21 protein-coding genes are annotated in these 23,871 nt (G+C 55.9%); 11 read left to right on the top strand and 10 right to left on the bottom strand.

Going from position 1 to position 23,871, the window contains the following annotated elements; all coding sequences use genetic code 11:
• Positions 1-40 precede the first annotated feature (40 nt).
• Complete coding sequence (locus LJA86_RS10225; RefSeq protein ID WP_229226092.1) at positions 41-1,339, bottom strand: serine hydrolase domain-containing protein; 1,299 nt, start codon at positions 1,337-1,339, stop codon at positions 41-43.
• 106 nt (positions 1,340-1,445) lie between these two features.
• On the opposite strand from LJA86_RS10225, the gene LJA86_RS10220 reads away from it, so the two are divergent.
• A complete protein-coding gene (locus LJA86_RS10220) occupies positions 1,446-2,339 on the top strand; it encodes a LysR family transcriptional regulator (RefSeq protein WP_045908145.1) in 894 nt (297 codons plus the stop codon).
• Here LJA86_RS10220 and fumA read toward each other — a convergent pair.
• Both fumA and LJA86_RS10210 read right to left on the bottom strand, forming a co-directional pair.
• Complete coding sequence (gene fumA / locus LJA86_RS10215) at positions 2,328-3,977, bottom strand: class I fumarate hydratase FumA (RefSeq protein WP_229226091.1); 1,650 nt, start codon at positions 3,975-3,977, stop codon at positions 2,328-2,330. The genes LJA86_RS10220 and fumA overlap by 12 nt on opposite strands.
• A gap of 52 nt (positions 3,978-4,029) precedes the next feature.
• Positions 4,030-5,538 (bottom strand): anion permease, encoded by a 1,509-nt coding sequence (locus LJA86_RS10210; RefSeq protein WP_008500292.1) that lies wholly within the window; start codon positions 5,536-5,538, stop codon positions 4,030-4,032.
• 608 nt (positions 5,539-6,146) lie between these two features.
• On the opposite strand from LJA86_RS10210, the gene LJA86_RS10205 reads away from it, so the two are divergent.
• Positions 6,147-8,927 (top strand): flavocytochrome c, encoded by a 2,781-nt coding sequence (locus LJA86_RS10205; protein ID WP_069718953.1) that lies wholly within the window; start codon positions 6,147-6,149, stop codon positions 8,925-8,927.
• Between the two features lie 94 nt (positions 8,928-9,021).
• On the top strand, positions 9,022-9,984 hold the full coding sequence (locus LJA86_RS10200; RefSeq protein WP_229226090.1) for an FAD:protein FMN transferase: 963 nt from the start codon (positions 9,022-9,024) through the stop codon (positions 9,982-9,984).
• Here LJA86_RS10200 and dcuR read toward each other — a convergent pair.
• Complete coding sequence (dcuR, locus tag LJA86_RS10195) at positions 9,965-10,684, bottom strand: two-component system response regulator DcuR (RefSeq protein ID WP_069718955.1); 720 nt, start codon at positions 10,682-10,684, stop codon at positions 9,965-9,967. The two genes, LJA86_RS10200 and dcuR, sit on opposite strands and share 20 nt — an antisense overlap.
• Positions 10,681-12,297 (bottom strand): sensor histidine kinase, encoded by a 1,617-nt coding sequence (locus LJA86_RS10190; RefSeq protein WP_048029384.1) that lies wholly within the window; start codon positions 12,295-12,297, stop codon positions 10,681-10,683. The genes dcuR and LJA86_RS10190 overlap by 4 nt, the downstream gene beginning before the upstream one ends.
• A 165-nt stretch (positions 12,298-12,462) precedes the next feature.
• On the opposite strand from LJA86_RS10190, the gene LJA86_RS10185 reads away from it, so the two are divergent.
• Entirely contained in the window at positions 12,463-13,326 is an 864-nt protein-coding gene (locus LJA86_RS10185) for an N-acetylmuramic acid 6-phosphate etherase (protein WP_229226089.1), read from the top strand.
• Between the two features lie 57 nt (positions 13,327-13,383).
• Here the strand turns inward: LJA86_RS10185 and ompC are convergent, their stop codons facing one another.
• A complete protein-coding gene (gene ompC / locus LJA86_RS10180; RefSeq protein ID WP_167211366.1) occupies positions 13,384-14,547 on the bottom strand; it encodes a porin OmpC in 1,164 nt (387 codons plus the stop codon).
• 284 nt (positions 14,548-14,831) lie between these two features.
• Between ompC and LJA86_RS10175 the strand changes: the two genes are divergently transcribed.
• The 3 genes from LJA86_RS10175 to LJA86_RS10165 all read left to right on the top strand — a co-directional run bounded on the left by LJA86_RS10175 (position 14,832) and on the right by LJA86_RS10165 (position 17,482).
• The gene (locus tag LJA86_RS10175; RefSeq protein WP_048029387.1) at positions 14,832-15,533 is read left to right on the top strand and encodes a phosphohydrolase; all 702 of its coding nucleotides are present in this window, start codon (positions 14,832-14,834) and stop codon (positions 15,531-15,533) included.
• 61 nt (positions 15,534-15,594) lie between these two features.
• Complete coding sequence (locus LJA86_RS10170; protein WP_045908154.1) at positions 15,595-17,010, top strand: DNA cytosine methyltransferase; 1,416 nt, start codon at positions 15,595-15,597, stop codon at positions 17,008-17,010.
• Positions 16,991-17,482 carry a very short patch repair endonuclease gene (locus LJA86_RS10165; RefSeq protein WP_048029388.1) on the top strand — a complete coding sequence of 164 codons (492 nt, stop codon included), beginning with the start codon at positions 16,991-16,993 and terminating at the stop codon, positions 17,480-17,482. Before LJA86_RS10170 ends, LJA86_RS10165 begins: the two co-directional genes overlap by 20 nt.
• Here the strand turns inward: LJA86_RS10165 and yedA are convergent.
• Positions 17,454-18,368, bottom strand: coding sequence for a drug/metabolite exporter YedA (yedA, locus tag LJA86_RS10160; RefSeq protein ID WP_229226088.1), 915 nt, complete (start codon positions 18,366-18,368; stop codon positions 17,454-17,456). The two genes, LJA86_RS10165 and yedA, sit on opposite strands and share 29 nt — an antisense overlap.
• Before the next feature lie 178 nt (positions 18,369-18,546).
• Between yedA and LJA86_RS10155 the strand changes: the two genes are divergently transcribed.
• The 3 genes from LJA86_RS10155 (at position 18,547) to dgcQ (ending at position 21,493) form a co-directional block, all read left to right on the top strand.
• On the top strand, positions 18,547-19,458 hold the full coding sequence (locus tag LJA86_RS10155) for a DUF808 domain-containing protein (protein WP_008500306.1): 912 nt from the start codon (positions 18,547-18,549) through the stop codon (positions 19,456-19,458).
• 78 nt (positions 19,459-19,536) lie between these two features.
• On the top strand, positions 19,537-19,719 hold the full coding sequence (locus LJA86_RS10150; RefSeq protein WP_023618677.1) for a YodC family protein: 183 nt from the start codon (positions 19,537-19,539) through the stop codon (positions 19,717-19,719).
• A gap of 73 nt (positions 19,720-19,792) precedes the next feature.
• The gene (gene dgcQ / locus LJA86_RS10145) at positions 19,793-21,493 is read left to right on the top strand and encodes a cellulose biosynthesis regulator diguanylate cyclase DgcQ (RefSeq protein WP_167211355.1); all 1,701 of its coding nucleotides are present in this window, start codon (positions 19,793-19,795) and stop codon (positions 21,491-21,493) included.
• Here dgcQ and LJA86_RS10140 read toward each other — a convergent pair.
• Positions 21,478-22,278 (bottom strand): mannosyl-3-phosphoglycerate phosphatase-related protein, encoded by an 801-nt coding sequence (locus LJA86_RS10140; protein ID WP_229226087.1) that lies wholly within the window; start codon positions 22,276-22,278, stop codon positions 21,478-21,480. The genes dgcQ and LJA86_RS10140 overlap by 16 nt on opposite strands.
• Positions 22,279-22,579: 301 nt before the next feature.
• Positions 22,580-22,807 carry a YodD family peroxide/acid resistance protein gene (gene yodD, locus LJA86_RS10135; protein ID WP_013097742.1) on the bottom strand — a complete coding sequence of 76 codons (228 nt, stop codon included), beginning with the start codon at positions 22,805-22,807 and terminating at the stop codon, positions 22,580-22,582.
• Positions 22,808-22,936: 129 nt separating this feature from the next.
• Here yodD and dsrB point away from each other — a divergent pair, with 129 nt between their 5' ends.
• Positions 22,937-23,125, top strand: coding sequence for a protein DsrB (gene dsrB / locus LJA86_RS10130; RefSeq protein WP_008500312.1), 189 nt, complete (start codon positions 22,937-22,939; stop codon positions 23,123-23,125).
• 102 nt (positions 23,126-23,227) lie between these two features.
• Here the strand turns inward: dsrB and rcsA are convergent, their stop codons facing one another.
• Positions 23,228-23,851 carry a transcriptional regulator RcsA gene (gene rcsA / locus LJA86_RS10125; protein WP_008500313.1) on the bottom strand — a complete coding sequence of 208 codons (624 nt, stop codon included), beginning with the start codon at positions 23,849-23,851 and terminating at the stop codon, positions 23,228-23,230.
• Positions 23,852-23,871: the final 20 nt, after the last annotated feature.

The raw sequence follows: 23,871 nt of genomic DNA, 5'->3' as shown, positions 1-23,871 counted from the left end.
AATGCGCCGGGTAACCGCTTCATTACCCGGCGGATGCATTTTAGCGCAGCGCCCTGGCAATCGCGCTAAACATCAGAGAAGCTTCCAGCGGCTGGGCGCTGAAGGACGGCTCCGCCTGCGGCCAGGTAGACCACTGGACGATGACCAGATTTTCCTTCGGGTTCACCACGATCATCTGCCCGAAAATGCCCAGCGCCCACAGCGAACCTTTTAGCGAATCCTGTGCCGTTGGCTCTACGCCCGTGGCGTTCGCGGGCACTTCATTGTTCCACCACTGAAAGCCGTACAGCCCCTCGGGATGGGCGTCTGATACCGAGCCTTTGGCCTTCGTCCAGTCTGACGACTGCCGGATCCAGTTTTCCGGCAGGATGGTCTTACCGTTCGGCAGCCTACCGTTGTTCAGGATAAATTGCCCGAAGCGTCCCCAGTCCTCCAGCGTGGCGTTAAAGCCGTGCGCGCCGACGTCGTGCTGGCCTTTGCTGTAGGCATGCCACACGCCGTCGCTCGCCATGCCGTAAGGCTGCCAGATGCTTTTCTCCAGATAGGCTGCGAGCGTCATGCCGGTGGCCCGCTCCAGCACGTCACCCAGCAGCCAGGCGCCACCCGAAGAGTAAGACCAGTTCTCTCCGGCCGGGTGTGCCCTGCGCAGCCCCTTCACCAGCTTGCGCACGCAGTCATAGGTACCCGGCTTCGCCTCGCACTCGGTGAGCTGCGCAAAGTCGGAGTGGGGGTTGGTGTAATCCTCGTTCCAGGCCACGCCGGAGGTATGGGTGATCAGCTGTCTGAGCGTCACGCCATCCCACGCGGTACCTTTCAGGTCGGGTTCATACCGCGTGATCCGATCGTCAAGCGAGTGGATCTTTCCCTCTTTGAAGGCCACGCCCACCAGCGCCGATACCACCGATTTCCCAACCGAGCGTGAGGTCCAGAGCGTCGAGTCGGTATTGCCCTCTCCAAGATACTTCCAGGCGATTTTGCCGTCCTTCAGTACCAGCATGCCGCTGACGTTCTGGCGCTGGAGGTACTCCTGAAGGCCGTAGCGCCTGCCGTTGACCTGATAGTGTGCGTCCGTGAGCGGCTTGTCCGACATTTGCAGCGGCACGGCGTTACCGTGGCGGAAACGATCCCCGGCGTAGTTGCGGTAGTCATTGCGAAAGCCCACCACGCGATCGGCCTGGCTCCAGGTGAGCATCTTATGGGGGTCAGGCAGTGTGGTGTCGAAGGGGGCTGGGCAGGCGCTGAGGTCGGTGCCTTTACAGGCCGCCACTGCCGCAGGGGAGATCAGGGTGCTGAAGACAAGGCCCGCCAGCAGGGCATGGTTTACTTTTCTGTTTTTCATATCCGTCTCTTACAGGTTAGGAACGGCTTCAGTTTAAAAACCCCGGGGCTATAATAAAAAACGCGTAGCGGGGGAAAATCCCCCCAAAAAACAGAAGGAGCGTAGCGTGGCGGGACTGATTTACTCTTTTGCACAGCTCGAGGCATTTACCGCCGTGGCCGAGAACGGGAGCCTGAGTAAAGCCGCGGTGGCGCTGAAGAAGGACCGAACGACGCTTCGCGATCTGGTTGATTTTCTTGAGGATGGGTTAGGCTACGCGCTGTTTATTCGCGACGGCCGCACCCTGCGGCTCACGCCCGAAGGGGAACAGCTTCAGCGCCAGGCGCACCTGCTGATGCGGCAGGTAAAAGCCTTTGAGGCGTTTGCCAGAGAGGTGCCGCACGGTGCCACGCAGGACCTGACGCTGGTCTACGATCCTTTTACGCCCAGAGCCTTTCTGCACGGGGTGATTGCTGAAATGGCAGTGCGAAAAATCCGCCTGAGCCTTATTTGCGCCTCGCGGGATGAATCGGAACGGCTGCTGGCGAACAACGACGCGGATCTCGCCATATGCCAGGCACGCAACCGCAGCGTGGGCAATGATATGGAGTGGCGCGCCCTGGGTGCCATCGATATGGATTTTTATGCCGCCAGCGGGCTGTTTGCTGACCGTTCTTCGCCTCTGTCGCTGCTCGATCTCTCCCTGGTGCCCCAGGTCATCATGCACCCCGCCTCGGACGAGCCGGTGGCACGCCGCCTGCAGATTTCCGGGCATACCCTCTTTACCAATGAACCGGAGATGCTGCGCGGTTTGCTGGAGCGCGGCTGCGGCTGGGGATTCTTACCGACGCATTTTCACGCCGGGCAGTGGCAAAACGTAAAAAGGCTGCACACCGAAGTGGGCAGCCAGGGGATTGGTCAGACGATGGTCACCATCTGGAAGCCGGGAAGCGACAAGCGCAGCACGATCGCTGAAACGCTGTCGCTCTTGCCGGACGTATGGAAGCACTCAGCGCTGTGAACAGCCTTTACACTGCTGGTTCTGGATCTGCTGGAAGAAATCGTTGCCTTTGTCATCCACCAGGATAAACGCCGGGAAGTTCTCGACTTCAATTTTCCAGATGGCTTCCATGCCCAGCTCAGGATACGCGACGCACTCCAGGCTCTTAATGCTGTTTTGCGCCAGCACCGCCGCCGGGCCGCCGATGCTGCCCAGGTAGAAGCCGCCGTGCTTATGGCAGGCGTCCGTCACCTGCTGGCTGCGGTTGCCTTTTGCCAGCATGATCATGCTCGCGCCGTGGGACTGCTGTAAGTCCACATACGAATCCATGCGCCCTGCGGTGGTTGGACCGAGTGAGCCAGACGCGTAGCCTTCCGGCGTTTTGGCTGGGCCCGCGTAGTAAATCGGATGATCTTTGACGTACTGCGGCAGTTCTTCACCGTTGTCGATCAGCTCTTTCAGCTTCGCGTGGGCGATGTCGCGCGCCACGATGATGGTTCCGTTCAGCGACAGGCGGGTAGAGACCGGGTGCGCGGAAAGCTGCGCCAGGATCTCATTCATCGGCTTGTTCAGGTTGATGCTGACCACGTCGCCTTCGCCCTGCTGGCGCAGCGATTCAGGAATGTACTGGCCCGGGTTGTGCTCCAGCTTCTCAATCCAGATCCCGTCGCGGTTGATTTTCGCTTTGATATTGCGGTCCGCGGAGCAGGAAACTCCCATGCCAATAGGGCAGGACGCGCCGTGGCGCGGCAGGCGGATCACGCGGATGTCGTGGGCGAAGTATTTACCGCCAAACTGCGCGCCGAGGCCGAGGTTCTGTGCTTCCTGGAGCAGTTCCTGTTCCAGTTGAACATCGCGGAACGCCTGGCCGTGTTCGTTGCCTTCCGTTGGCAGCGCGTCGTAGTAGCGCGTGGAAGCCAGCTTCACGGTTTTCAGCGTGGCTTCCGCCGAGGTTCCGCCGATAACAAACGCGATATGGTACGGCGGGCACGCCGCGGTGCCGAGGGTGCGCATCTTCTCAACCAGGTAATTTTTCAGCTTAGCCGGGGTGATCAGCGCTTTGGTTTCCTGGTAGAGATAGGTTTTGTTGGCAGAGCCGCCGCCTTTCGCCATGCACAGGAATTTGTATTCATCGCCGTCAACGCTGTAGAGATCGATCTGCGCGGGCAGGTTGGTACCGGTATTCACCTCTTTATACATATCCAGCGCCGCATTCTGGGAGTAGCGCAGGTTGTCTTCAATGTAGGTGTTATACACGCCCTGGCTCAGGGCCGCTTCGTCACCGCCGCCGGTCCAGACGCGCTGGCCTTTTTTACCCATGATGATCGCGGTACCTGTATCCTGGCAGGTCGGCAGCACGCCTTTGGCCGCGATTTCGGAGTTGCGCAGGAACTGCAGGGCAACGTACTTATCGTTCTGGCTGGCTTCCGGGTCGTTGAGGATGGCGGCAACCTGCTGCTGGTGGGAAGAACGCAGCATAAATGCGGCGTCGTGGAAGGCCTGCTGCGCCAGCAGGGTCAGCGCTTCCGGCTCCACTTTCAGGATTTCCTGGCCTTCGAACTCGGCAACGGAGACGTGCTCTTTGGTCAGCAGGTAGTATTCGGTGTCGTCATGCGAAAGAGGGAAGGGGTTCTGGTAGATAAACGGTTTGTTTGACATAGCTTGCTCCACAAAAATAAAACCGCCGGAGGAAGGCCCCGGCGGTCAGAAATCAGAACATCATGGACATCCACGGATAGCCAATCAGCAGCAGGGCCGCCAGGAAGATGGCACCGAAGATGGTGCCGAGGCGCCAGTAGTCTTTGGTTGGCAGGTAGCCGCTACCGTAGTAGATCGGGCTTGGGCCAGTACCGTACGGGGTGATGATCCCCATCACGCCCAGCGAGGTCACCATCAGCAGAACGAACACTTCCATATTCATGCCCGGAATGGTGGAGGCGATGGTCAGCATCGCTGGCAGCAGCGCCGTGGTGTGCGCGGTGGTGCTGGCAAACAGGTAGTGCAGCAGGTAGAACGCCAGCAGCAGGACGATGGTCGCCACGCCCGGAGAGATACCGCTCATTAACAGACCACCTTCTTTACCCAGCCAGCTGATGAAGCCGGTAGAGGAGAGGCCGTCCGCCAGCGCAACCAGGGTGGCGAACCAGACGAAGGTGTTCCACGCCGCTTTGTTACCGGTGATATCGTTCCACTCCAGCACGCCGGTCCACAGCATCAGGCCGACGATGAGCAGGGCAGCCATAGCGGGTTCAATCCACGCGGCGGCGAAGATCCACATCAGCAGCGCACAGCACACGAACACCAGCAGCAGGATTTCGTTGCGGGACAGTTTGCCCAGTTTTTCCAGCTCACGGGTCGCCCACAGCGGCACTTCGTTGTTCACCTTCACTTCTGGTGGGTAGAACCAGTAGGCCAGCAGCGGCATGGCCAGAATCAACAGGATACCCAGCGGCAGGAAGGCGAGGAACCAGGTGCCCCAGGAGATATCGATCCCAACCGTACTTTTCACCAGCGCCAGCGCCAGCAGGTTCGGCGCGAGGGCGGAGAGGAACATTGAACTGGTGATACAGGCCGCGGTGATCGCCACCCACATCAGGTACGAACCAATTTTACGCGCGCTTGGGTCGTTCGGTTTAGAACCGTACAGCGGCGGCAGGTTAGCGATGATCGGGTAGATGGTCCCGCCGCTGCGCGCGGTGTTGGACGGGGTGAACGGTGCCAGCAGCAGGTCAGCAAACGTAATCGCGTAACCGAGCGTCAGGCTGCGACGGCCGAGGTATTTCACCAGAATCAGCGCCAGACGGCGGCCGAAGCGGGTTTTGTCATAGCCTGCGGCGAACATGAAAGCACCGAAAATCAGCCAGACGGTCGAGTTACCAAACCCGCTCACCGCCCACTTAAAGGAGGCGCCTGCCAGCTTGAATTTCGGGTCAGCCAGCTGTTCAGGGCTGAACAGCACCCACTGGCTGCACAGGGCAATGGCGACCACGCCGGTCAGACCGATCACCGCGCCCGGCAGTGGTTCGAAGATCAAACCCACGATTACGCCAACGAAAATGGCGAAGTAGTGCCATGCGTAAGGAGGCAGACCTTCCGGTACCGGAACAAACAGCAGCAGTACGGCGACAATGACGGGCAGTGCCATCATCAGCAGACGTTTTGCGTTTCCATTTGATGCCTGGTTCGCCACAGGGGGCGTTACAGCAGTTTTTGTATTCATAGTTTCACGTCTTAAGTTGTCAAAGATTCGGTCGTACTGAAAAAACAAAATCACTTTCTTAAGTTTCTTTGTTTTTTTTAGTTATTAAAGGTGCGGCTTTGTATTTTCAGTAATAGCAATTTAACGCTTTTATGGTGGCGCTAAATTAAAAAATGATGATGTTTTTATATTGCGCTTTTGGATGCCATAACTATTGATCGCGATCAAAAAAACAGAATTGCAGCGTTATTTTTATGCTTTTATTAATAACCACTCAGGCGTATGTGGGTATTACCTGTTTTATTGGTTTGTTTTATCATTTTCGTAACATCTATTTTTTCTTTGTTTTATATCTTGTTGTTTTTAATGGTTTTGCATGCGTGATGGAAATTGGTTTTACCAATTTTTATTTAACGAATTTTAAATTATTGTGAATGACTGAATTACATTCGCTAACACCAATGTGTTATTTGTGTTATTGCAGGGATTAAATAGTTTTTTAACTAACGTAATAACTTTAGAAACTAAAAAAATCATTATATTAATATCATGACATCGGCAAATAACGACGAACTAAAAACTAATCCGATAACGAATTCTTAATTTTTTAAAAGTTTGGAGTTTCTAATATGAGCACTAACGAACGTATTCTTAGCCCCTTCACATTACCGAATGGCACTGAACTGAAAAACCGTTTGTTAATGGCCCCTATGACCACCTGCACCGGCTATTACGACGGCACCGTTACCAGTGAGCTGGTGGAGTACTATCGTGCCCGTTCCGGCAGTATCGGCACCATCATTGTGGAGTGCTGCTTCGTCGACGATCTCGGTCTGGCCTTCCCGGGCGCAATCGGGATTGATAATGATGAGAAAATTGCCGGGCTGGCGAAAATCGCGGAGGCGATTAAATCCAAAGGCTCTAAAGCTCTGCTGCAGATCTACCACGGCGGCCGCATGGTTGACCCGAAACTGATCGGTGGCCGTACGCCGGTTGGCCCAAGTGCCGTTGCCGCGCCGCGTGAGGGCGCAGCAACGCCAGTGGCACTGACTGGCGAAGAAGTCGAAGGCATGATCGGCAAGTTTGGTGAAGCGGTGCGCCGCGCCATCCAGGCCGGCTTCGACGGCGTGGAAATCCACGGAGCAAACACCTATCTGATTCAGCAATTCTATTCGCCAAACTCTAACCAGCGTGACGACGAGTGGGGCGGCAGCCGCGATAATCGCGCGAAGTTCCCGCTGGCGGTTCTGGATATCACCCACAAAATGGTGCGCCAGTACGCGGACGACGCCTTTATTATTGGCTACCGCTTCTCCCCCGAAGAGCTGGAAGTGCCGGGCATCCGCTTTGAAGACACCATGTACCTGCTGGAAAAACTGGCGGCGCGCGGCGTGGATTACCTGCATTTCTCCGTCGGCGCAACCCTGCGTCCTTCCATTGTCGACACCCAGGACCCAACGCCGCTTATCGAAAAATACTGCGCGATGCGTTCTGAAACGCTGGCGCAGGTTCCGGTCATGGGCGTGGGTGGCGTGGTGAATGCCGCCGATGCCAATGAAGCGCTGGAACACGGTTACGACCTGATTGCCGTGGGCCGTGCCACCATTGCCTATCCGGACTGGACCGACCGCATCGCGGCCGGAGAAACGCTGGAGCTGTTTATGGACAGCACCCAGCGCGAGGCGCTGAATATTCCTGAACCGCTGTGGCGCTTCTCGCTGGTGGAAGCGATGATCCGCGACATGAGCATGGGCGAATCAAAATTCAAACCGGGCATGTTCACCGAGAAGGTGCAGGACGACGCGAACGAGCTGGTGATTAACGTCAGCCTGGAGACTGACCGCATTGCGGACATCGAGCTGGCGTCTGGCCCGAGCGAAGACGTTGAGTTCGTCACCAGCTTTGAAGAGATTCGCACCCGCATTCTGGATGCCAATACCCCGCATGTGGATGCCATCACCGGCGCAACCAGCCAGAGTGAAGCGGTGAAGAAAGCGGTCTCTAAAGCGATGCTGAAATCCAGCAAAGCGCGGGCAGCGGAAGAGGGCGTTGACCCGAACGAAACCCGCAGCGTGGACGTGGTGGTTGTCGGCAGCGGCGGCGCCGGTCTGGCGGCGGCGATTCAGGCTCACGACGAAGGCGCGAGCGTGCTGATTGTTGAGAAAATGCCAACCATCGGCGGGAACACCATTAAAGCTTCTGCCGGGATGAACGCCGCCGAAACCCGCTTCCAGCGCGTGAAGGGCATTCAGGACAGCAAAGAGCTGTTCTACCAGGAAAGCCTGAAAGGTGGCGGCAACAAGAACAACCCTGAACTGCTGCGCCGCTTCGTCGAGAACGCGCCGCAGGCAATTGAGTGGCTGGCAACCCGCGGCATCATGCTGAACGACATCACCACCACCGGCGGGATGAGCATCGACCGTACTCACCGTCCAAAAGACGGTTCTGCGGTGGGCGGTTACCTGATTAGCGGCCTGGTGCGTAACGTCAACAAACGCAACATCGAGGTGATGCTGGATACTTCCGTCAGCGACATTCTCTTCGAAAACGGTGAAGTCACCGGCGTGCGCCTGACCACCGAAGAGAATGAAACCATCACCGTGGCAGCGAAAAGCGTGATTGTGGCAACCGGCGGCTTCAGCGCTAACAGCCAGATGGTCGTGAAATACCGTCCGGATCTGGAAGGTTTCGTCACCACCAACCATAAAGGGGCGACCGGTGGCGGTATCGCGCTGTTGGAGCGTATCGGGGCTGGCACTGTCGATATGGGCGAGATTCAAATTCACCCAACCGTAGAGCAGAAAACCTCGTACCTGATTTCCGAATCCATCCGCGGGGGCGGGGCGATTCTGGTCAATCAGAAAGGGGAACGCTTCTACAACGAAATGTCGACCCGCGATAAAGTCTCGGCATCAATCATCGCCCTGCCGGAGAAATACGCTTACATCGTCTTTGACGAGCACGTACGCGCCAAAAACAAAGCCGCGGATGAGTACATTGCCAAAGGCTTCGTGACCAGCGCTAGCTCGCCGAAAGCCCTGGCGGAAGCGCTCGGTATGGATTACCACGCTTTCCTGGCGACCCTGGAACGTTACAATGGTTTCGTTGAAAAACAGCATGATGACGACTTTGGTCGTACCACTGCGCTGCGTGCGCCCATCAATGAAGGGCCATTCTACGCCATTCAGATTGCGCCGGGCGTGCACCACACCATGGGCGGCGTGACCATCAACACCGAAACCTGCGTGCTGGATAGCAACCACAACGTGCTGCCAGGCGCGTTTGCAGCCGGTGAAGTGGTCGGCGGGATCCACGGTGCTAACCGTATCGGCGGTAACGCGGTGGCAGATATCATTATTTTTGGTACCCTTGCAGGACATCAGGCGGCTCTGCGTTCGAAAAAGAGGTAAGGCTCCTGCTTCCCAGGCCGGATACGCGCAGCGTTATCCGGCATTTTCCCCGGCGGCGCGGTGCCAGCCGGGGCTACAGCTGAGGACCCCTGCCATGCCTGATAGCCATCGCGTTTACAGTTACTCCGCCGTCCTGATGGGGTCACCCATCCTCCTGAAGCTCTTCTCCCATGACGAAGCCCTCGCGTCCCGTGTGTTTCGCCTGATCAAACAGTACGAAGACCTGCTCACCGTCAACCGCGCGCACTCGCAGGTGATGGACATCAACCATGCGGCCGGCCAGCATCAGGTCACCGTCAGTCGGCCAGTGTTTGATCTGATCCGCTGTGCAAAAGCGGCAAGCCTGTTCAAGGACAGCGCCTTTAATCTGGCAATCGGTCCGCTGGTGAAGCGCTGGAAGATTGGTTTTCAGGGGGACAGCGTTCCGCCTGCCGATGAAATCACGTCGCTGCTGGCAATTACCCGCCCAGAGGATGTTCTCCTTGATGAGGCCAGCAGCAGCGTGTTTCTGACCCGGGCGGGGATGGAGATCGATCTGGGGGCGATTGCCAAAGGCTATATCGCCGACAGGGTGCGGGATTACCTGCGTAAAGAGGGCGCTGAGCTGGGGCTGATTAATCTTGGCGGAAACATTCAGACCTTAGGCTCCCCGGAAGGGGGCTGGAGCGTCGGGCTGAAAAAACCGTTCGCCGGGGATGCGCTGATCGGCACGATGGTCGTCGAGAACCTCTCCGTCGTGACGTCGGGAACGTACGAGCGCTACTTTGAGCACAACGGCAAACGCTATCACCACATTCTCGATCCGCGCACCGGGTATCCGCTGGACAACGAACTGGACAGCGTGACCATCATTTCAAAAGATTCCATCGATGGCGATATCTGGACCACGCTGATGTACGGCATGGGCGTGGAGAAGGGCTGCGCCGCGCTGCGTGCGCGTCCAGACATAGAAGCGATCTTTGTGACCAAAACAAAAGAAGTGGTGTTCTCTTCAGCACACCACTTCCGCTTTACCCTGCTGGACGATACCTACCGCGTTACTGGCAGTATTGCTTGAGCAGGCCCGTCTGCTCCGGCTGGAGACGGTAGCGATACACCGGACGCCCGGTAGCGCCGTAGTGAATGCTGGTGAACAGAATATTGATTTGCGCCAGCCAAATCAGATATTTGCGGCAGGACACGCGGGAAATATTGACCGCGTTTGCCAGGTCATCAGTAGAAAACTCCGTCTCCGGGTGTGCGTCAATCCACTGGCAAATCGTGCGCAGCGTTTGCGGCGTTAACCCTTTCGGCAGCTTTTTGCTGTCTGCCAGTTCCGGTGCCCCGCCGTGGATCAGACGGTCGACGTCCGCCTGCTCGTAATACTGATGCGACCCCATCAGGCTGTGCTTTGCCTTCCAGCCGTTCAGCGCCTCTTCAAAGCGCGGGAACTGGAACGGCTTTATCAGATAATCCACCACGCCATAATGGATGGAGGTCTGGATCGTGGCGGCGTCGGCGGCCGAGGTGATCATGATCACATCGATTTGGCGGCCGGATGCGCGAATGACGGGCAGCAGATCCAGCCCGTTATCCTGCTGCATATAGACATCCAGCAGCACCAGATCGACAGGATGGCTGGGGTCATTAATGATGGCCTCGGCCTGGTTTAGCGTGGAGGCGACGCCACAGCAGGTAAAGCCTTCAACACGGTTGACGTACAGACGGTTGAGGTCGGCCACCATGGCGTCATCATCGACAATTAATACATTTATCACGCGATATTCCTCTCGCTATCCCAGGGGATGTGAACAAAAAATTGGGTAAATACGCCGGGCTCAGACTCGACGCTGATATCGCCGCCAAGGTTCTGAATCTGCTGGCGAGCAAGGAACAGCCCAACGCCGCGGTTGTCGCCTTTTGTTGAGAAGCCCTTTGTAAAAATAGACTCCAGCTGAGTGGGATCAATGCCGGGGCCATCGTCGCTGACTTCACAGCTGAGCCAGCCATTCTGATAATGCAGCAGCAGGCCAATCTCACCTTCCTGCTGTCCTTCCATCGCGTCGAGCGCGTTTTCAATGAGGTTGCCCAGCGCGGTGATCAGCACGGCGACCTGCTCTTCACTTGCGGTATCCGGTATCTGGCTTTCATCCGCCAGCGTCAGGGTGACGCCCGCTTCTTTCGCCCGGTTGATTTTACCCAGCAGGAACCCGGCTACCACCGGGGATTTTACCTTGCTCTGTATCGTACCGATATCCGTCTGGTAATGATGTGCCGTCTGCAGGATGTACTCTTCCAGCTTGTCGTAGCGCTTCATGTGCAGCAGGCCCAGGATCACATGCAGTTTATTCATAAACTCGTGTGTATGGGCGCGCAGGGCATCGACGTAATTCACCATGCCATCAATACGCTGCATCAGCTGGCTGATTTCCGTTTTATCACGGAAGGTGGTGATGGCACCGATCACCCGATCCTGGCTTTTCACCGGGACCATGTTGCACAGCAATAGCCGGCCGTTGCAGCTGATCTCCTGATCCTGGCGCGCGACGCCCGTCTTCGAGACGTCACGCAGGCTGGCCAGCAGGGGTGCGCTGGTGTTTTCGGTCTGCTTGCCGGACGGGAGAAGCAATATTTCTCTGGCGGTCTGATTGATCATCGTCACGCGCCCGTGAATATCAACGGCCAGCACCCCCTCACGAAGCGACTGCAGCATCGCCTGGCGTTGTTCGAACAGGGCGGAAATTTCGTAGGGTTCGAGTCCGAACAGGATGCGTTTCAGGACCCGCACCAGACCCCAAATCGCCATCGAACTCATAAAAATGCTGAACAAAATGGTCCAGACGGCGTTTAGCCGCCCGCGGGTAATCTGCTCTTCCACCTTATTGAGGGAGATACCGACCACTACCACGCCAATCTGCTCGTGCTGGCCGTCGTAGACGGGGGTAAATACACGCAGCGCTTCGGCGAGCGCGCCCCGGTTAACCGATACGTTCTCTTTGCCTTCCAGCGCGGGCGTTAAATCGTCGCCGATAAAATGCAGCCCCAGCAGCGCCTCGTTCGGGTGAGAATAGCGGATCCCGCGCATATCGGTGACCACGGTGAACAGCAGATCGTTTCGTTTCGTCACCGCCTGGGCGATGGGCTGAATAATATTCTCCTGCGGCGCCTGCATCAGGCCGCGCTGTATCTCGGGGCTGTCGGCGAGGGTGCGGGCAATGCCGAGCGCGGTGTCTTTGACATCATCGCGTGTGGCGCGGGTGATTTGCACCGAATAGAGCGCAAAGACCACCAGCAGCACTGAACCGATAATCGCGCATACCATCAGCGTGACCAGCGTATTGAGTTTCATGGGGCGCTTGCGCGTCGGAAGGAAAGGCTGCAAATCGCTCATCAATACTCCGCGATGATTAAGTAAGGGGGTAATTATCGCCGATGACGCGCTTTTCTTAAAGCCATGTAAAGGCGTGGATTTGGTCCTCTTTTCGTGACCCTCCTCGCAGGTCATCTATATAAAACACTTTATAGTGTGTGGGTACTCATAATAAGGAGGCTGTTTATGAGCATTCTGCTTACCGGTTCGGTCAAGGAAAGACGGCACGCCAGCACGATGAATATCGATCGATTGTCCACGCTGGACATGCTGAAAGTCATTCACCAGGATGATGCACTCATTTCTGCTGCACTCACCCCTTGTTTACCTGTGATTGCCCGCGCGGTGGATAACGCTGCCGCGATCCTCAATCATGGTGGCCGTCTGGTGATTGTCGGGGCGGGACCGTCTGGTCGGGTCGCGCAACAGGTTGCCGATGACTATGCGCCGGGCAAAACCCCTGTGGTGGCCGTCACGGCAGAAGAGGGGGAAGGGTGCTACGAGCGCGGCGTTGCCGATCTGCAGGCCATTAAGTTTGGTAAACACGATATGATGCTGGCCGTGACCGTCAGCGGAAAAACACCGTGGGTGTGGGGGGCAATGCGCCATGCATGGTCGCTGGGTTCGCCGGTCGCCGTTATTACCGGTGATGCGCAAAGTGAAGCCGCGCAGCTGGCGAGTATGGTTATTGCTCCCGAACTGGGTGCCGATGTGGTGGCCGGCTATCTCAACACCAAAGCGGGGATTGCGCAGAAAATGATCCTCTCGATGATCGCTACCGGGCTGGCCGTTCGAACCGGACGCGTTTACAGCAACCTGCGGGTGGATCTCGAGGCAAGCAGTACCAAATGGGCTGAACGCCAAATCGCCATTGTGATGGAAGCGGGGGGATGCTCCCGGGCGGAGGCAAAAGCGGCGCTGGAGAGCTGTAACCATCACTGTAAAACGGCGGTATTGATGGTGCTGACAGGGCTGGATGCGTGGAAAGCCCATGAACTGCTGGCGCAGAATAACGGGTTCATCCGCGTGGCGCTGCAGGAAGCGCCATAACACAGACCGCGAAGAAATAAAAAAGGCCGCAGATGCGGCCTTTGGTATTTTTAAAGATTAGAACTGGTAGGTCATGCCGACGCCAACGATGTCGTCGGTGGAAATACCGTTGGCTTCGTAGAAGCTTTCATCGTTATCCAGCATGTTGATTTTGTAGTCAACATAGGTGGAGAAGTTCTTGTTGAAGCTGTAGGTCATACCCAGGTCGATGTAGTTAACCAGGTCCATGTCTCCATGCTGACCCTGAGGGTTGCTGGCGTTGCCTGGATAGGTCATGTCCTTGCCCTTGGAGTAAACCCATGCCAGGGATGGACGCAGGCCGAAGTCGAACTGGTACTGTGCTACCGCTTCGAAGTTCTGAGTCTGATCCGCGATACCATAATCACCGTATGGCGTCATGTTGCGGGTTTCAGCGTACATCATCGCCAGATAGACGTTGTTGGCGTCGTATTTCGCGCCAAGGGTCCACGCTTCAGCTGTTTTACCGCTCGCGTAACGCGCGCTGTATTTGCCTGCCGCTTCCTGTTCATTAGTACGATCAGAAGAAGAGTACGCCGCACCCAGGCTCAGGCCGGAGAGATCGCCAGAGAAGTCATAGGAGGTAGACATACCGAAGCCGTCGCCGTTCTGGAAGCGTACGTCTTTATGACCGTTTTTCGTGCCTTCCTGGTCTTCTTGAGCAAACTGATATTCATTCGCACCCTGATACTGCAGCGCGAAATTCAGACCTTCAACCAGACCGAAGAAATCGCTATTACGGTAGGTTGCCAGACCGTTGGCACGGCCATTCATAAAGTTATCGGTCCAGGTGTAAGAATCACCGCCAAATACCGGCAGCATATCGGTCCAGGCTTCAACGTCGTACACGACGCCGTAATTACGGCCATAATCAAATGAACCGTATTCGCCATATTTCAGGCCAGCGTAGGCCAGACGGTTAAAGGATTTGTCACCCGCGCCTTCGGTATCGTTAGCGAACGTTTTATATTCCCACTGACCGTAACCGACCAGATCGCGAGTAATCTGGGTTTCGCCTTTGAAACCAACCTGTACATAGGTTTCATCGCCATCATCACCAGGGTTGTCAGAGAAGGTATGACGCGCGTCAACCTTACCGTACAGGTCAACTTTGTTGCCATTTTTGTTATACATTTCAGCCGCATTCGCTGCGCCTGCCATTAATAACGCGGGTACCAGAAATGCCAGAACTTTTCTTTTCATTATATATTCCCTTTAAAGATAATTTATATGAATATATGTAATCACCCTCCGTAATTACAGGCTCGATACTATTCTATGGCTTGTGATTTAGTTTCAAAAATAAATGTAATTAAATTCGATGAAATATTTCAAATTATTTCTATTAATCTCATTATTTTTCTTGTGAATTATTGGGGTGTATTCATAAGGAGTAATTATTATTAAATATTTCTCAGCGCTATTTTTAAATTTATTTAATTTGGCTATGTTATAATTCACCTTCTTTTAAACAACAGGACATGATGATGGAACTGGCCCGGTGGCAGCATGGCTTTGAGCGCTGGCTCAAGGAAAATCACCAGAACGACGATACTGCACATGATATTTCGCATTTTCGTCGGGTGTGGATGACGGCGCAAAAAATCATGGTTCACCACACGGCCGAGCCGCGGGTGATTCTGACCGCCTGCTATTTTCACGATATTGTCAGCCTGCCGAAGAACCATCCTGAACGCAGCCAGTCGTCACGGCTCGCTGCTCGCAAGACGAGCGAGATACTGCGCCGCGACTTCCCGGACTTTCCGCCCGAGCATATTGCCGCCGTCGCGCACGCGATTGAGGCGCACAGCTTCAGCGCCGGCATTGCGCCGCAAAGTATAGAAGCCAAAATTGTGCAGGACGCTGACCGGCTGGAAGCATTAGGCGCTATCGGCCTGGCGCGCGTTTTTGCCGTCTCGGGCGCACTGGGCGTGCCGCTATTTGACGCGGACGATCCCTTTGCCGATGCGCGTCCCCTCGACGACCGCGCGTTTGCCCTCGACCATTTTCAGACCAAGCTGCTGCGTTTGCCTGATACAATGCAAACGGACATGGGCCGCGAACTGGCACGTCACAATGCCGATTTCCTGATCCAGTTTATGGCGAAACTCAGCGCCGAATTACACGGCGACTGCCTCGGGCTGGATAGCCAGGTGCTGAGCCGCTTCCGTCGCAGTTTGCGCAACTGAACTGTGGTAATCTGTTCCCAGTCTTTACTCTCCGGTTAAAAGAATGCAGGAAAATCGATCAGTGACAGAGCCCGCGCCCGCGCAGGCTGAGAAATCAACGGCAACGGTGCAGGCCTTACTGCGCCAGCTGTTGGATATCTATGATGCTAAAACGCTGGCCAGCCTGCTGGTGGCGCACGGCGAGAGCCACTGGAGCCCGGCGATCCTTAAACGTCTGCTGACCAGCGAGCGAGCAGGGCGTCGCCTGAGTGAAGGCGAGTTTCGTTATCTGCAAAACCTGCTTCCGCGTCCTTCTGCCGCGCACCCGAACTATGCCTTCCGGTTTATCGATCTGTTTGCCGGTATCGGCGGCATTCGTCACGGTTTTGAAGCCATCGGTGGACAGTGCGTGTTTACCAGCGAGTGGAACAAGCACGCCGTGCGCACCTACAAGGCAAACTGGTACTGCGATCCGCACGAGCATCATTTCAACGCGGATATCCGCGATGTGACCCTGAGCCATAAAAGCGGCGTGAGCGATGAACAGGCCGCCGAGCACATTCGTCAGACGATCCCGGCGCATGACGTGCTGCTGGCAGGCTTCCCGTGTCAGCCGTTCTCGCTGGCCGGCGTCTCCAAAAAGAATGCCCTTGGACGCGCCCACGGTTTCGCCTGCGATACACAGGGAACGCTGTTTTTTGACGTGGCGCGCATTATTGACGCCCGTCGTCCGGCCATTTTCGTACTGGAAAACGTCAAAAACTTAAAAAGCCACGACGGCGGGAAAACCTTCCGCATTATCATGCAAACGCTGGATGAGCTGGGTTATGACGTGGCCGATTCAGAGGACATGGGCGCGGACGATCCTAAAATTATTGATGGGAAACATTTCCTGCCCCAGCATCGCGAACGTATCGTGCTGGTGGGCTTCCGCCGCGATCTCAATCTGAAAGGCGATTTTACTCTGCGGGATATTCCTTCTCTGTATCCCGAGCGCCGCCCCACCGTGGCCGATCTGCTGGAACCCGTCGTCGACGCGAAATTTATCCTGACCCCTGTGCTGTGGAAATACCTCTACCGCTATGCCAAGAAGCACCAGGCGAAAGGCAACGGCTTCGGCTTTGGGATGGTCAACCCGAACGATCCGCACAGCGTCACCCGCACGCTGTCTGCTCGCTACTATAAAGACGGCGCGGAAATCCTGATCGACAGAGGCTGGGACAAGGCGCTGGGTGAAAAAGATTTCGACGATCCGCACAACCAGCGCCATCGCCCACGGCGCTTAACGCCGCGGGAATGCGCCCGGCTGATGGGCTTTGAGACGCCGCAGGGTTATCGCTTCCGCATTCCGGTGTCGGACACCCAGGCGTACCGCCAGTTTGGTAACTCGGTGGTGGTTCCCGCGTTCGCGGCTGTCGCAAAGCTGTTGGCCTCGCGCATCCGACAGGCGGTGGCACTTCGTCAGGGTGAGGCCGTCAATGACGGATGTTCACGATAAGGCCACGCGCAGTAAAAACATGCGTGCCATCGGCACGCGTGATACCGCCATTGAAAAGCGCCTGGCCGCGCTGCTGACGCAGGCGGGGTTTGACTTCCGCGTACAGGATCCCACCCTGGCGGGACGCCCGGATTTCGTCATCGACGCCTGGCAGTGCATCATCTTTACCCACGGCTGTTTCTGGCACCATCACGACTGCTACCTCTTTAAAGTCCCGGCGACGCGCACCGATTTCTGGCTGGATAAGATTGGCAAGAACGTCGAGCGCGACAGGCGGGATCTGGCCACGCTGATGGCGCAGGGCTGGCGGGTGCTGATCGTCTGGGAGTGTGCGCTGAGAGGCAGATTAAAGCTGAACGATGCCGATCTGAGCGAACGGCTGGAAGAGTGGATCTGCGGCGGCGGCCAGACCGCGCAGATCGACACGCAGGGCATTCACCTGCTTACGGTTTCTCCACCTCGCAAGGCGTGACCACCGGTTTTGCCGGCAGCAGATATTTGCCCAGCGTGACCAGCACGACGGCAAACACGATGATTCCAAGAGCAATCCATTCCACAGGTGAGAGCGTTTCTCCCCCCAGTCCCGTTCCGAGCAGCACGGCCACGACCGGGTTGACGTAGGCGTAGCTGGTGGCGACAGCCGGAGAGACGTTGCGGATCAGGAACATATAGGCGTTAATGGCGATGATAGAGCCAAACAGCGCCAGGTAGCCTACCGCGAGAAAGCCCGACAGGTCCGGCAGCGCGGTCAGCTTTTCTCCCGTCAGCGCCGAGGCCAGCAGCAGGACAATCCCCGCGGCAAGCATCTCAATCGCACCGGCCATCATGCCGGTCGGCAGTTCGATACGCGACCCGTAGACGGAACCCAACGCCCAGCTCATCGAGCCAATCAGGATAATCACCGCGCCCCACGGATTCCCGCTCAGGTTGCCGCCGCTGTTGAGCAGAACAATGCCGGCCAGGCCAATCCCAATCCCCAGCCATTCCAGCTTGCGGGTGCGGATGCCGAAAAGGCGGCTGAAGCAGAGGGTAAACAGCGGTACGGTGGCAACGACCACGGCGGCGATCCCGGACGGGACGTTCTGGTGCTCGGCAATCGTCACAAACCCGTTACCCACCGCCAGCAGCAGCAGGCCGATCAGGGCGGCATTCAGCAGCGGGCGTAGCGGGGGAAGCTTATGCCCGCGCAGGAGCAGGAAGGCCAGCAGCAGGATGCCCGCCGAGAGGAAGCGAATGCCCGCCATCATCAGCGGCGGCCAGCTCTCCACGCCGATGCGAATGACAAAGTAGGTTGACCCCCAGATGATGTACAGCGAAAAGAGTGCCCCGATGAGCGGTAGCAATTGCCGGAAACGCATAATCCCTCACGACGAAATAAAAAGTTCGCTGATAGTAAACGCGAAAACTATCTCGCTGGCGAGCCCTTTAATTGTGTGGCAGATGTGAATTTTTTGTTGACGTAAGGTGCCTGTTTCCGGGTTGGCGCTTTTGCTCCATACTATTCACTTAATTACCAAAAAATGAAGGATTAAGATTTTGGCAGGAAGTAGCTTATTAACATTGCTGGATGATATTGCCACCTTACTGGACGACATTTCAGTGATGGGGAAACTGGCGGCGAAGAAAACCGCAGGCGTGCTGGGCGATGATTTATCGCTTAACGCCCAACAGGTGAGTGGGGTGAGGGCAAACCGTGAACTGCCGGTGGTGTGGGGCGTGGCGAAAGGCTCCTTCCTGAACAAGGTGATTCTGGTGCCGCTGGCGCTGCTGATCAGCGCCTTTATTCCCTGGGCCATCACGCCGTTACTGATGATTGGCGGGGCATTTCTCTGCTTCGAGGGCGTGGAGAAGGTGCTGCACTCCTTTAGCGCGCGCAAGCAGAGCGATACGCCGGAGGTGCGCCAGCAGCGTCTTGAAGCGCTGGCCGCGCAGGATCCGAAAACCTTCGAGCGCGATAAGGTCAAAGGCGCTATTCGGACCGACTTTATCCTGTCTGCGGAAATCGTCGCGATTACGCTGGGCATTGTCTCTGACGCGCCGCTCCTGAATCAGGTGCTGATCCTCTCCGGCATCGCGATTCTGGTCACCGTGGGCGTGTACGGTCTGGTGGGGCTGATCGTCAAGCTGGATGATATTGGCTACTGGCTGGAGGAAAAATCGAGCGCGGTAGCAAGAGGCATCGGCAAAAGCCTGCTGGTGCTGGCCCCGTGGCTGATGAAGAGTTTGTCGGTGGTGGGCACGCTGGCGATGTTCCTCGTGGGCGGCGGAATTGTGGTTCACGGCATTGCGCCGCTGCACCATGCCATCGAACATTTCTCCTCCACGCAGGGGGCCGTTATCGCGGCGATTCTGCCTACGCTGCTGAATCTGGTGCTGGGCTTTATCATTGGCGCTATCGTCGTCGCGGCGGTGAAGCTGGTTGAGAAAATTCGCGGCACGTCGCACTAATTGTTACCCGCGGCTGGATGCAAAAAGACCATTCCTCGTCTAAATTGAAACAGTTTCACCCTGATACAGGAGGCAGGTATGGTCTTTTTGGTCAGTGATGAAGTTAAGCCTAAGAAGGGCGGCCCACGTATGATCGTCACCGGGTATTCCAGCGGAATGGTGGAATGTCGGTGGCACGATGGCTATAGCATTAAGCGGGAAGCATTCCGTGAAGATGAGCTTCAGCCGGGTGACGGGCAGCACCAGCGGGACAAGGCTTAATCACATAACGCCCGGCTTTGCCGGGCGTTTTTATCTCAGGTTTCGGGTAAAGAGCAGTAATCAGGGAGTGTGTGTGCAGCGCGATACCTTTGTTGTAAGACAAACTTTTTTGCAATGGCTGCATAAGCGTAGCAATCCGGGGCGGATTGTTAATCTCTGTTTTCTGATCGTTCTGGTGTTTTCCACGCTCCTGACCTGGCGCGAGGTGGTGGTGCTGGAAGAGGCGTACATCTCCAGCCAGCGCAACCATCTGGATACGGTGGCCAGTTCGCTGGACAGGCAGTTACAGAACAGCGTCGACAGGATGCTGTTGTTCCGCCAGGGCATGCATGATGCAATCGAGACGCCGCTGGCCTTTGATGTCTTACAGGATGCGGTGTCACGCTTTAATACCGTCCGCATGCTCCCCACCTGGCAGCTTGCCGTTGATAAAAAGCGCACGCTTCCCCTTAACGGGGTCTCGGATGCATTCGTGGATAAAACCACCCTTCTTAACCGGGACGCTGAGCGCATCAGTCATGAAATTTCTGCCGCACTCGAAGTGGGGTATCTGCTCAGGCTGGCATCATCGAGAGCGCAAACAGAAGCGCGGGTGATCTACGTCTCTCGCGCCGGTTTTTTCCTTTCCACGGATACGCCGGATCGGGCGGGCGATATTACCGCCCGCTATTATCATCTGGTCACGCAGTCCTGGTTTACCCAGCAGTCAGAGCGTAACAATCGCGCGCGCGCCGTGCGCTGGTTTATCTCTACCCCTTCATCCTGGACCGGGGATGAACGAACGATCACCGCCAGCGTCCCCATCTATTTCGATCACTACTGGTACGGCGTCGTGGCGATGGACTTTACCTTAGACACGATGCAGCGTCTGCTGACCGACGCGACGGAAGACCGGACGGAAGGGGAGTATCAGCTGTACGATACCCGGCTCAATATGATAGCCACCTCTGCCCACGCCGGAAGCCTGGTTAACCATTTTGACGAACGCGAAACGGCGCAGATTGCCCAGGCGATTGAGCATGATACCGGCGGCGGGATCCGCCTCGGGAGCCGGTTTATCACCTGGGAGCGGCTCGATCACTTCGATGGCGTCGTCCTGCGGATCCACACCCTGCATGAAGGGGTGCAGGATGATTTCGGCAGTATCAGTATCGTGCTGGCGCTACTGTGGGCGCTCTTTACCGCCATGCTGTTGATCTCGTGGCTGGTGATCCGTCGGATGGTGAGTAACATGTATACGCTTCAGCACTCCCTCCAGTGGCAGGCCTGGCACGATCCGCTGACACGGCTCAATAATCGCGGCGCGCTGTTCGACCGCGCAAAATTGCTGGCGGAAACCTGTCGTCAGCAGGCGCTGCCGTTCTCGGTGATTCAGATCGATCTCGACCATTTTAAAAGCATTAACGACCGTTTCGGCCATCAGGCCGGTGATAAGGTGCTTTCCCATACGGCAGGCGTGATTGCCAGCGCGTTACGCAAGAATGATGTGGCCGGGCGCGTCGGCGGAGAAGAGTTTTGTGTGGTCCTTCCCGGCATTGGTCTGGAGGAGGCGAGAGGCGTCGCTGACCGCATTCGTTGCCGAATCACCAGTAAGGAGATCCTGGTGAAGAAGAGCACCACCCTGCGCATCAGCGCGTCACTGGGCGTCAGCAGCGCGGATGAAACGGGCAACTACGATTTTGAACAGCTGCAGTCCGTGGCGGACGTCAGGCTCTATCAGGCTAAGCAGAGCGGGCGTAACCGGGTCGTGTGGCGGGATCAGGACAGGAAGTGATCCAGCCCCTCCTGCCAGCCTGACGGGCCGGTCTGTTGGGTGTGATAGACCCGCTCGGGGTTATCGTCCCGTAGCGTGATACCCTGGCGGTTAATCCCCTTGATGATCACCGCGAAGTCCATGCTGTCGAGCAGCGGCGCATCGTTAGGGCCATCGCCGAGCCCCAGCGTGGTGGGCTCGATCTCTTCCTGTTCGCGATACTGTTCAATCAGCCAGTTAACCGCCACATCTTTACCGCAGCGGGCGTCGAGAATATGCCAGAAGCGCGCCCCCTGCACACACTTCAGGCCGATGTATGCCAGCTGCTCTTCAAACTGGACCAATTTCTCGTCGGTATCGCGCCAGATGAGCGTGACGGAGGCTTCATGCTTGCGGGCAAGCGTCGAACGGTAGCGCGTCAGTCCGGTCCACTCGCTGATAACGTGCTCATCCACATCGTCAAAGGTGGTGAATTTAAAGCCCGTCTGCAGACGAATCTGCTCGATTCGCGGGCGAATATCCCGGTGCGTCATCCCCCGGATCTGACGCTGGACCTTGTCCCAGCGCACGTCAGGCTGTATTACCGCGCCGTTCTCGGCAATAAACGGCAGGCCTTCCAGCCCCAGATCCTGCTGAATATCCAGCATCTCTGCCGCGGTTTTGCTGCTGCAGAGAATAATCGGAATCTGGTTATCCTGTAGCCTGTCCAGCCAGGGCATTGCGGGTTGCCAGTCGTAGGTATGAATATCCAGCAACGCGCCATCCAGGTCAGAAAAAATCAGCAAGGTATCCCGCAGTGAAGGCATAGTGACTCCCGATGACGGTTGCGTTTCGTTCTAAGAAAATTCCTAAAAAATAACCGAATTGTTAACAGATGAAATGGGAACAATCCCTGGCAAACCCGCATTCGGCGTAAGTTATTGCTCATAACGAAAAGCATTATGTTAAAAATATTATATTCATCATAAGAATATATGCTTGTCAGACAAATTCGTTGGGGATAGTGTGGCTTGTACATCAGATTTCCTGGTGTAACGAATTTTCAAGTGCTTCTTGCATAAGCAAGTTTTGATCCCGGTCATCCCCATGACCGGGATTTTTTTCGCGCTAACGATTGGCTTCCGACACGCTAAAGTCGTGAATATCGAGCTCGAAGGCCTCCGCCAGCTCACGATAGGTGTGATAATCCCTTCCGTTAACAATGACGCGGTCCGAATTGTCGTCCGTCCTGCGGACTTCTGACTCGCTAATCTCATTGATGGCGGCCAGCAGGGCATCGACATCCACCTCGACTTCGCGCTTGATGGTGTCGCTGTACTCTTTATCGGTCTTCATTGCGGGGTTCCTCATTCAGCCGGGTCCATCGCTAAGTATAGACTGTAGATAAAAACGCCATTCACACCGGGCGGCGATGTGCGATTTTGCGTTTTGTTCTACACTGGCTCAAAACCAGAGGAGGAATGTATGAAGGTCAACGATCGGGTAACCGTTAAAACGGACGGTGGGCCGCGCCGCCCGGGTGTGGTGCTGGCAATTGAAGAGTTTAGCGAAGGTACAATGTACCTGGTATCACTGGAAGACTACCCGCTCGGCATTTGGTTTTTTAACGAACTGGGGCATCCGGACGGTATTTTTGTTGAGAAAGCAGACTAACACGGCGTCGGGTAGCATATCGCGTGCCCGACACCCTCTGCAGAAGCAAAAATCTCTGGCCAGGCCAGAGATCAAAGGTAGGGTGCACAGGGTCTTAAGCGACTAACGCATGTTGACGAAAATCCCGTTCGTCACATTATCGGTCAGGCGTACCACGTGGTAGATCACTTGCTTATTATGCGTTTTAATTTTCCGTTTAATATTTCCTTTGTGTGATGAAACGGTTTTCGCTTTAATATTCATCTGGTCGGAGATCTGAATAGTTCCTTGTCCCGCCATCCACATTCGCAGCATACTTGATTCAGTCCTGCTTAATGATAGGGTGGGTAAGTTAACCGCTCCTACATTTTTAACTTCTTTATTCAAATAATCACCCAAAATGTCATCCAGCGACTCGGGTTTAATCGATTTAGAACTGATCAATAAATTTTTACGGACCAACAAATACTCATCGAAATGGATATTCGCGATCGCCATAAAAACAATAAACAGGGTTTTTGGATGCTGATTAATGATTTGCTTAATGTGCTGACTGTTGGCTGGATCGTGAATGAAACAGTCCTCATTAATAAACACCACGCCTGGTTTTAGTTCGTCACAAGCGGCTGCGAGTTCGTCAACGGTGTGTGCATCGTTGATGTCTCTCTTTCTTACCCCTCTGCTTGCCAGGTACCCGGTTAACCCTAGCCGGGTGTAGCTGCATAAATCCATAATGATCGTTGACATGGCATACCCTCACTCAATGC

It is taken from the genome of Enterobacter sp. TCD1-1 (assembly GCF_020567405.1).
In the GTDB taxonomy this organism is placed as follows: domain Bacteria; phylum Pseudomonadota; class Gammaproteobacteria; order Enterobacterales; family Enterobacteriaceae; genus Enterobacter; species Enterobacter quasiroggenkampii.
Note: the sequence above shows the minus strand (reverse complement) of the source record. Positions and strands in the feature narration are given on the sequence as shown.

Coding starts and splice junctions, on each gene's coding strand:
- LJA86_RS10225 (WP_229226092.1), bottom strand. CDS start 1,339: ATGAAAAACAGAAAAGTAAACCATGCCCTGCTGGCGGGCCTTGTCTTC.
- fumA (WP_229226091.1), bottom strand. CDS start 3,977: ATGTCAAACAAACCGTTTATCTACCAGAACCCCTTCCCTCTTTCGCAT.
- LJA86_RS10210 (WP_008500292.1), bottom strand. CDS start 5,538: ATGAATACAAAAACTGCTGTAACGCCCCCTGTGGCGAACCAGGCATCA.
- LJA86_RS10205 (WP_069718953.1), top strand. CDS start 6,147: ATGAGCACTAACGAACGTATTCTTAGCCCCTTCACATTACCGAATGGC.
- LJA86_RS10200 (WP_229226090.1), top strand. CDS start 9,022: ATGCCTGATAGCCATCGCGTTTACAGTTACTCCGCCGTCCTGATGGGG.
- LJA86_RS10190 (WP_048029384.1), bottom strand. CDS start 12,297: ATGAGCGATTTGCAGCCTTTCCTTCCGACGCGCAAGCGCCCCATGAAA.
- LJA86_RS10185 (WP_229226089.1), top strand. CDS start 12,463: ATGAGCATTCTGCTTACCGGTTCGGTCAAGGAAAGACGGCACGCCAGC.
- ompC (WP_167211366.1), bottom strand. CDS start 14,547: ATGAAAAGAAAAGTTCTGGCATTTCTGGTACCCGCGTTATTAATGGCA.
- LJA86_RS10175 (WP_048029387.1), top strand. CDS start 14,832: ATGGAACTGGCCCGGTGGCAGCATGGCTTTGAGCGCTGGCTCAAGGAA.
- LJA86_RS10165 (WP_048029388.1), top strand. CDS start 16,991: ATGACGGATGTTCACGATAAGGCCACGCGCAGTAAAAACATGCGTGCC.
- yedA (WP_229226088.1), bottom strand. CDS start 18,368: ATGCGTTTCCGGCAATTGCTACCGCTCATCGGGGCACTCTTTTCGCTG.
- LJA86_RS10150 (WP_023618677.1), top strand. CDS start 19,537: ATGGTCTTTTTGGTCAGTGATGAAGTTAAGCCTAAGAAGGGCGGCCCA.
- LJA86_RS10140 (WP_229226087.1), bottom strand. CDS start 22,278: ATGCCTTCACTGCGGGATACCTTGCTGATTTTTTCTGACCTGGATGGC.
- yodD (WP_013097742.1), bottom strand. CDS start 22,807: ATGAAGACCGATAAAGAGTACAGCGACACCATCAAGCGCGAAGTCGAG.
- dsrB (WP_008500312.1), top strand. CDS start 22,937: ATGAAGGTCAACGATCGGGTAACCGTTAAAACGGACGGTGGGCCGCGC.
- rcsA (WP_008500313.1), bottom strand. CDS start 23,851: ATGTCAACGATCATTATGGATTTATGCAGCTACACCCGGCTAGGGTTA.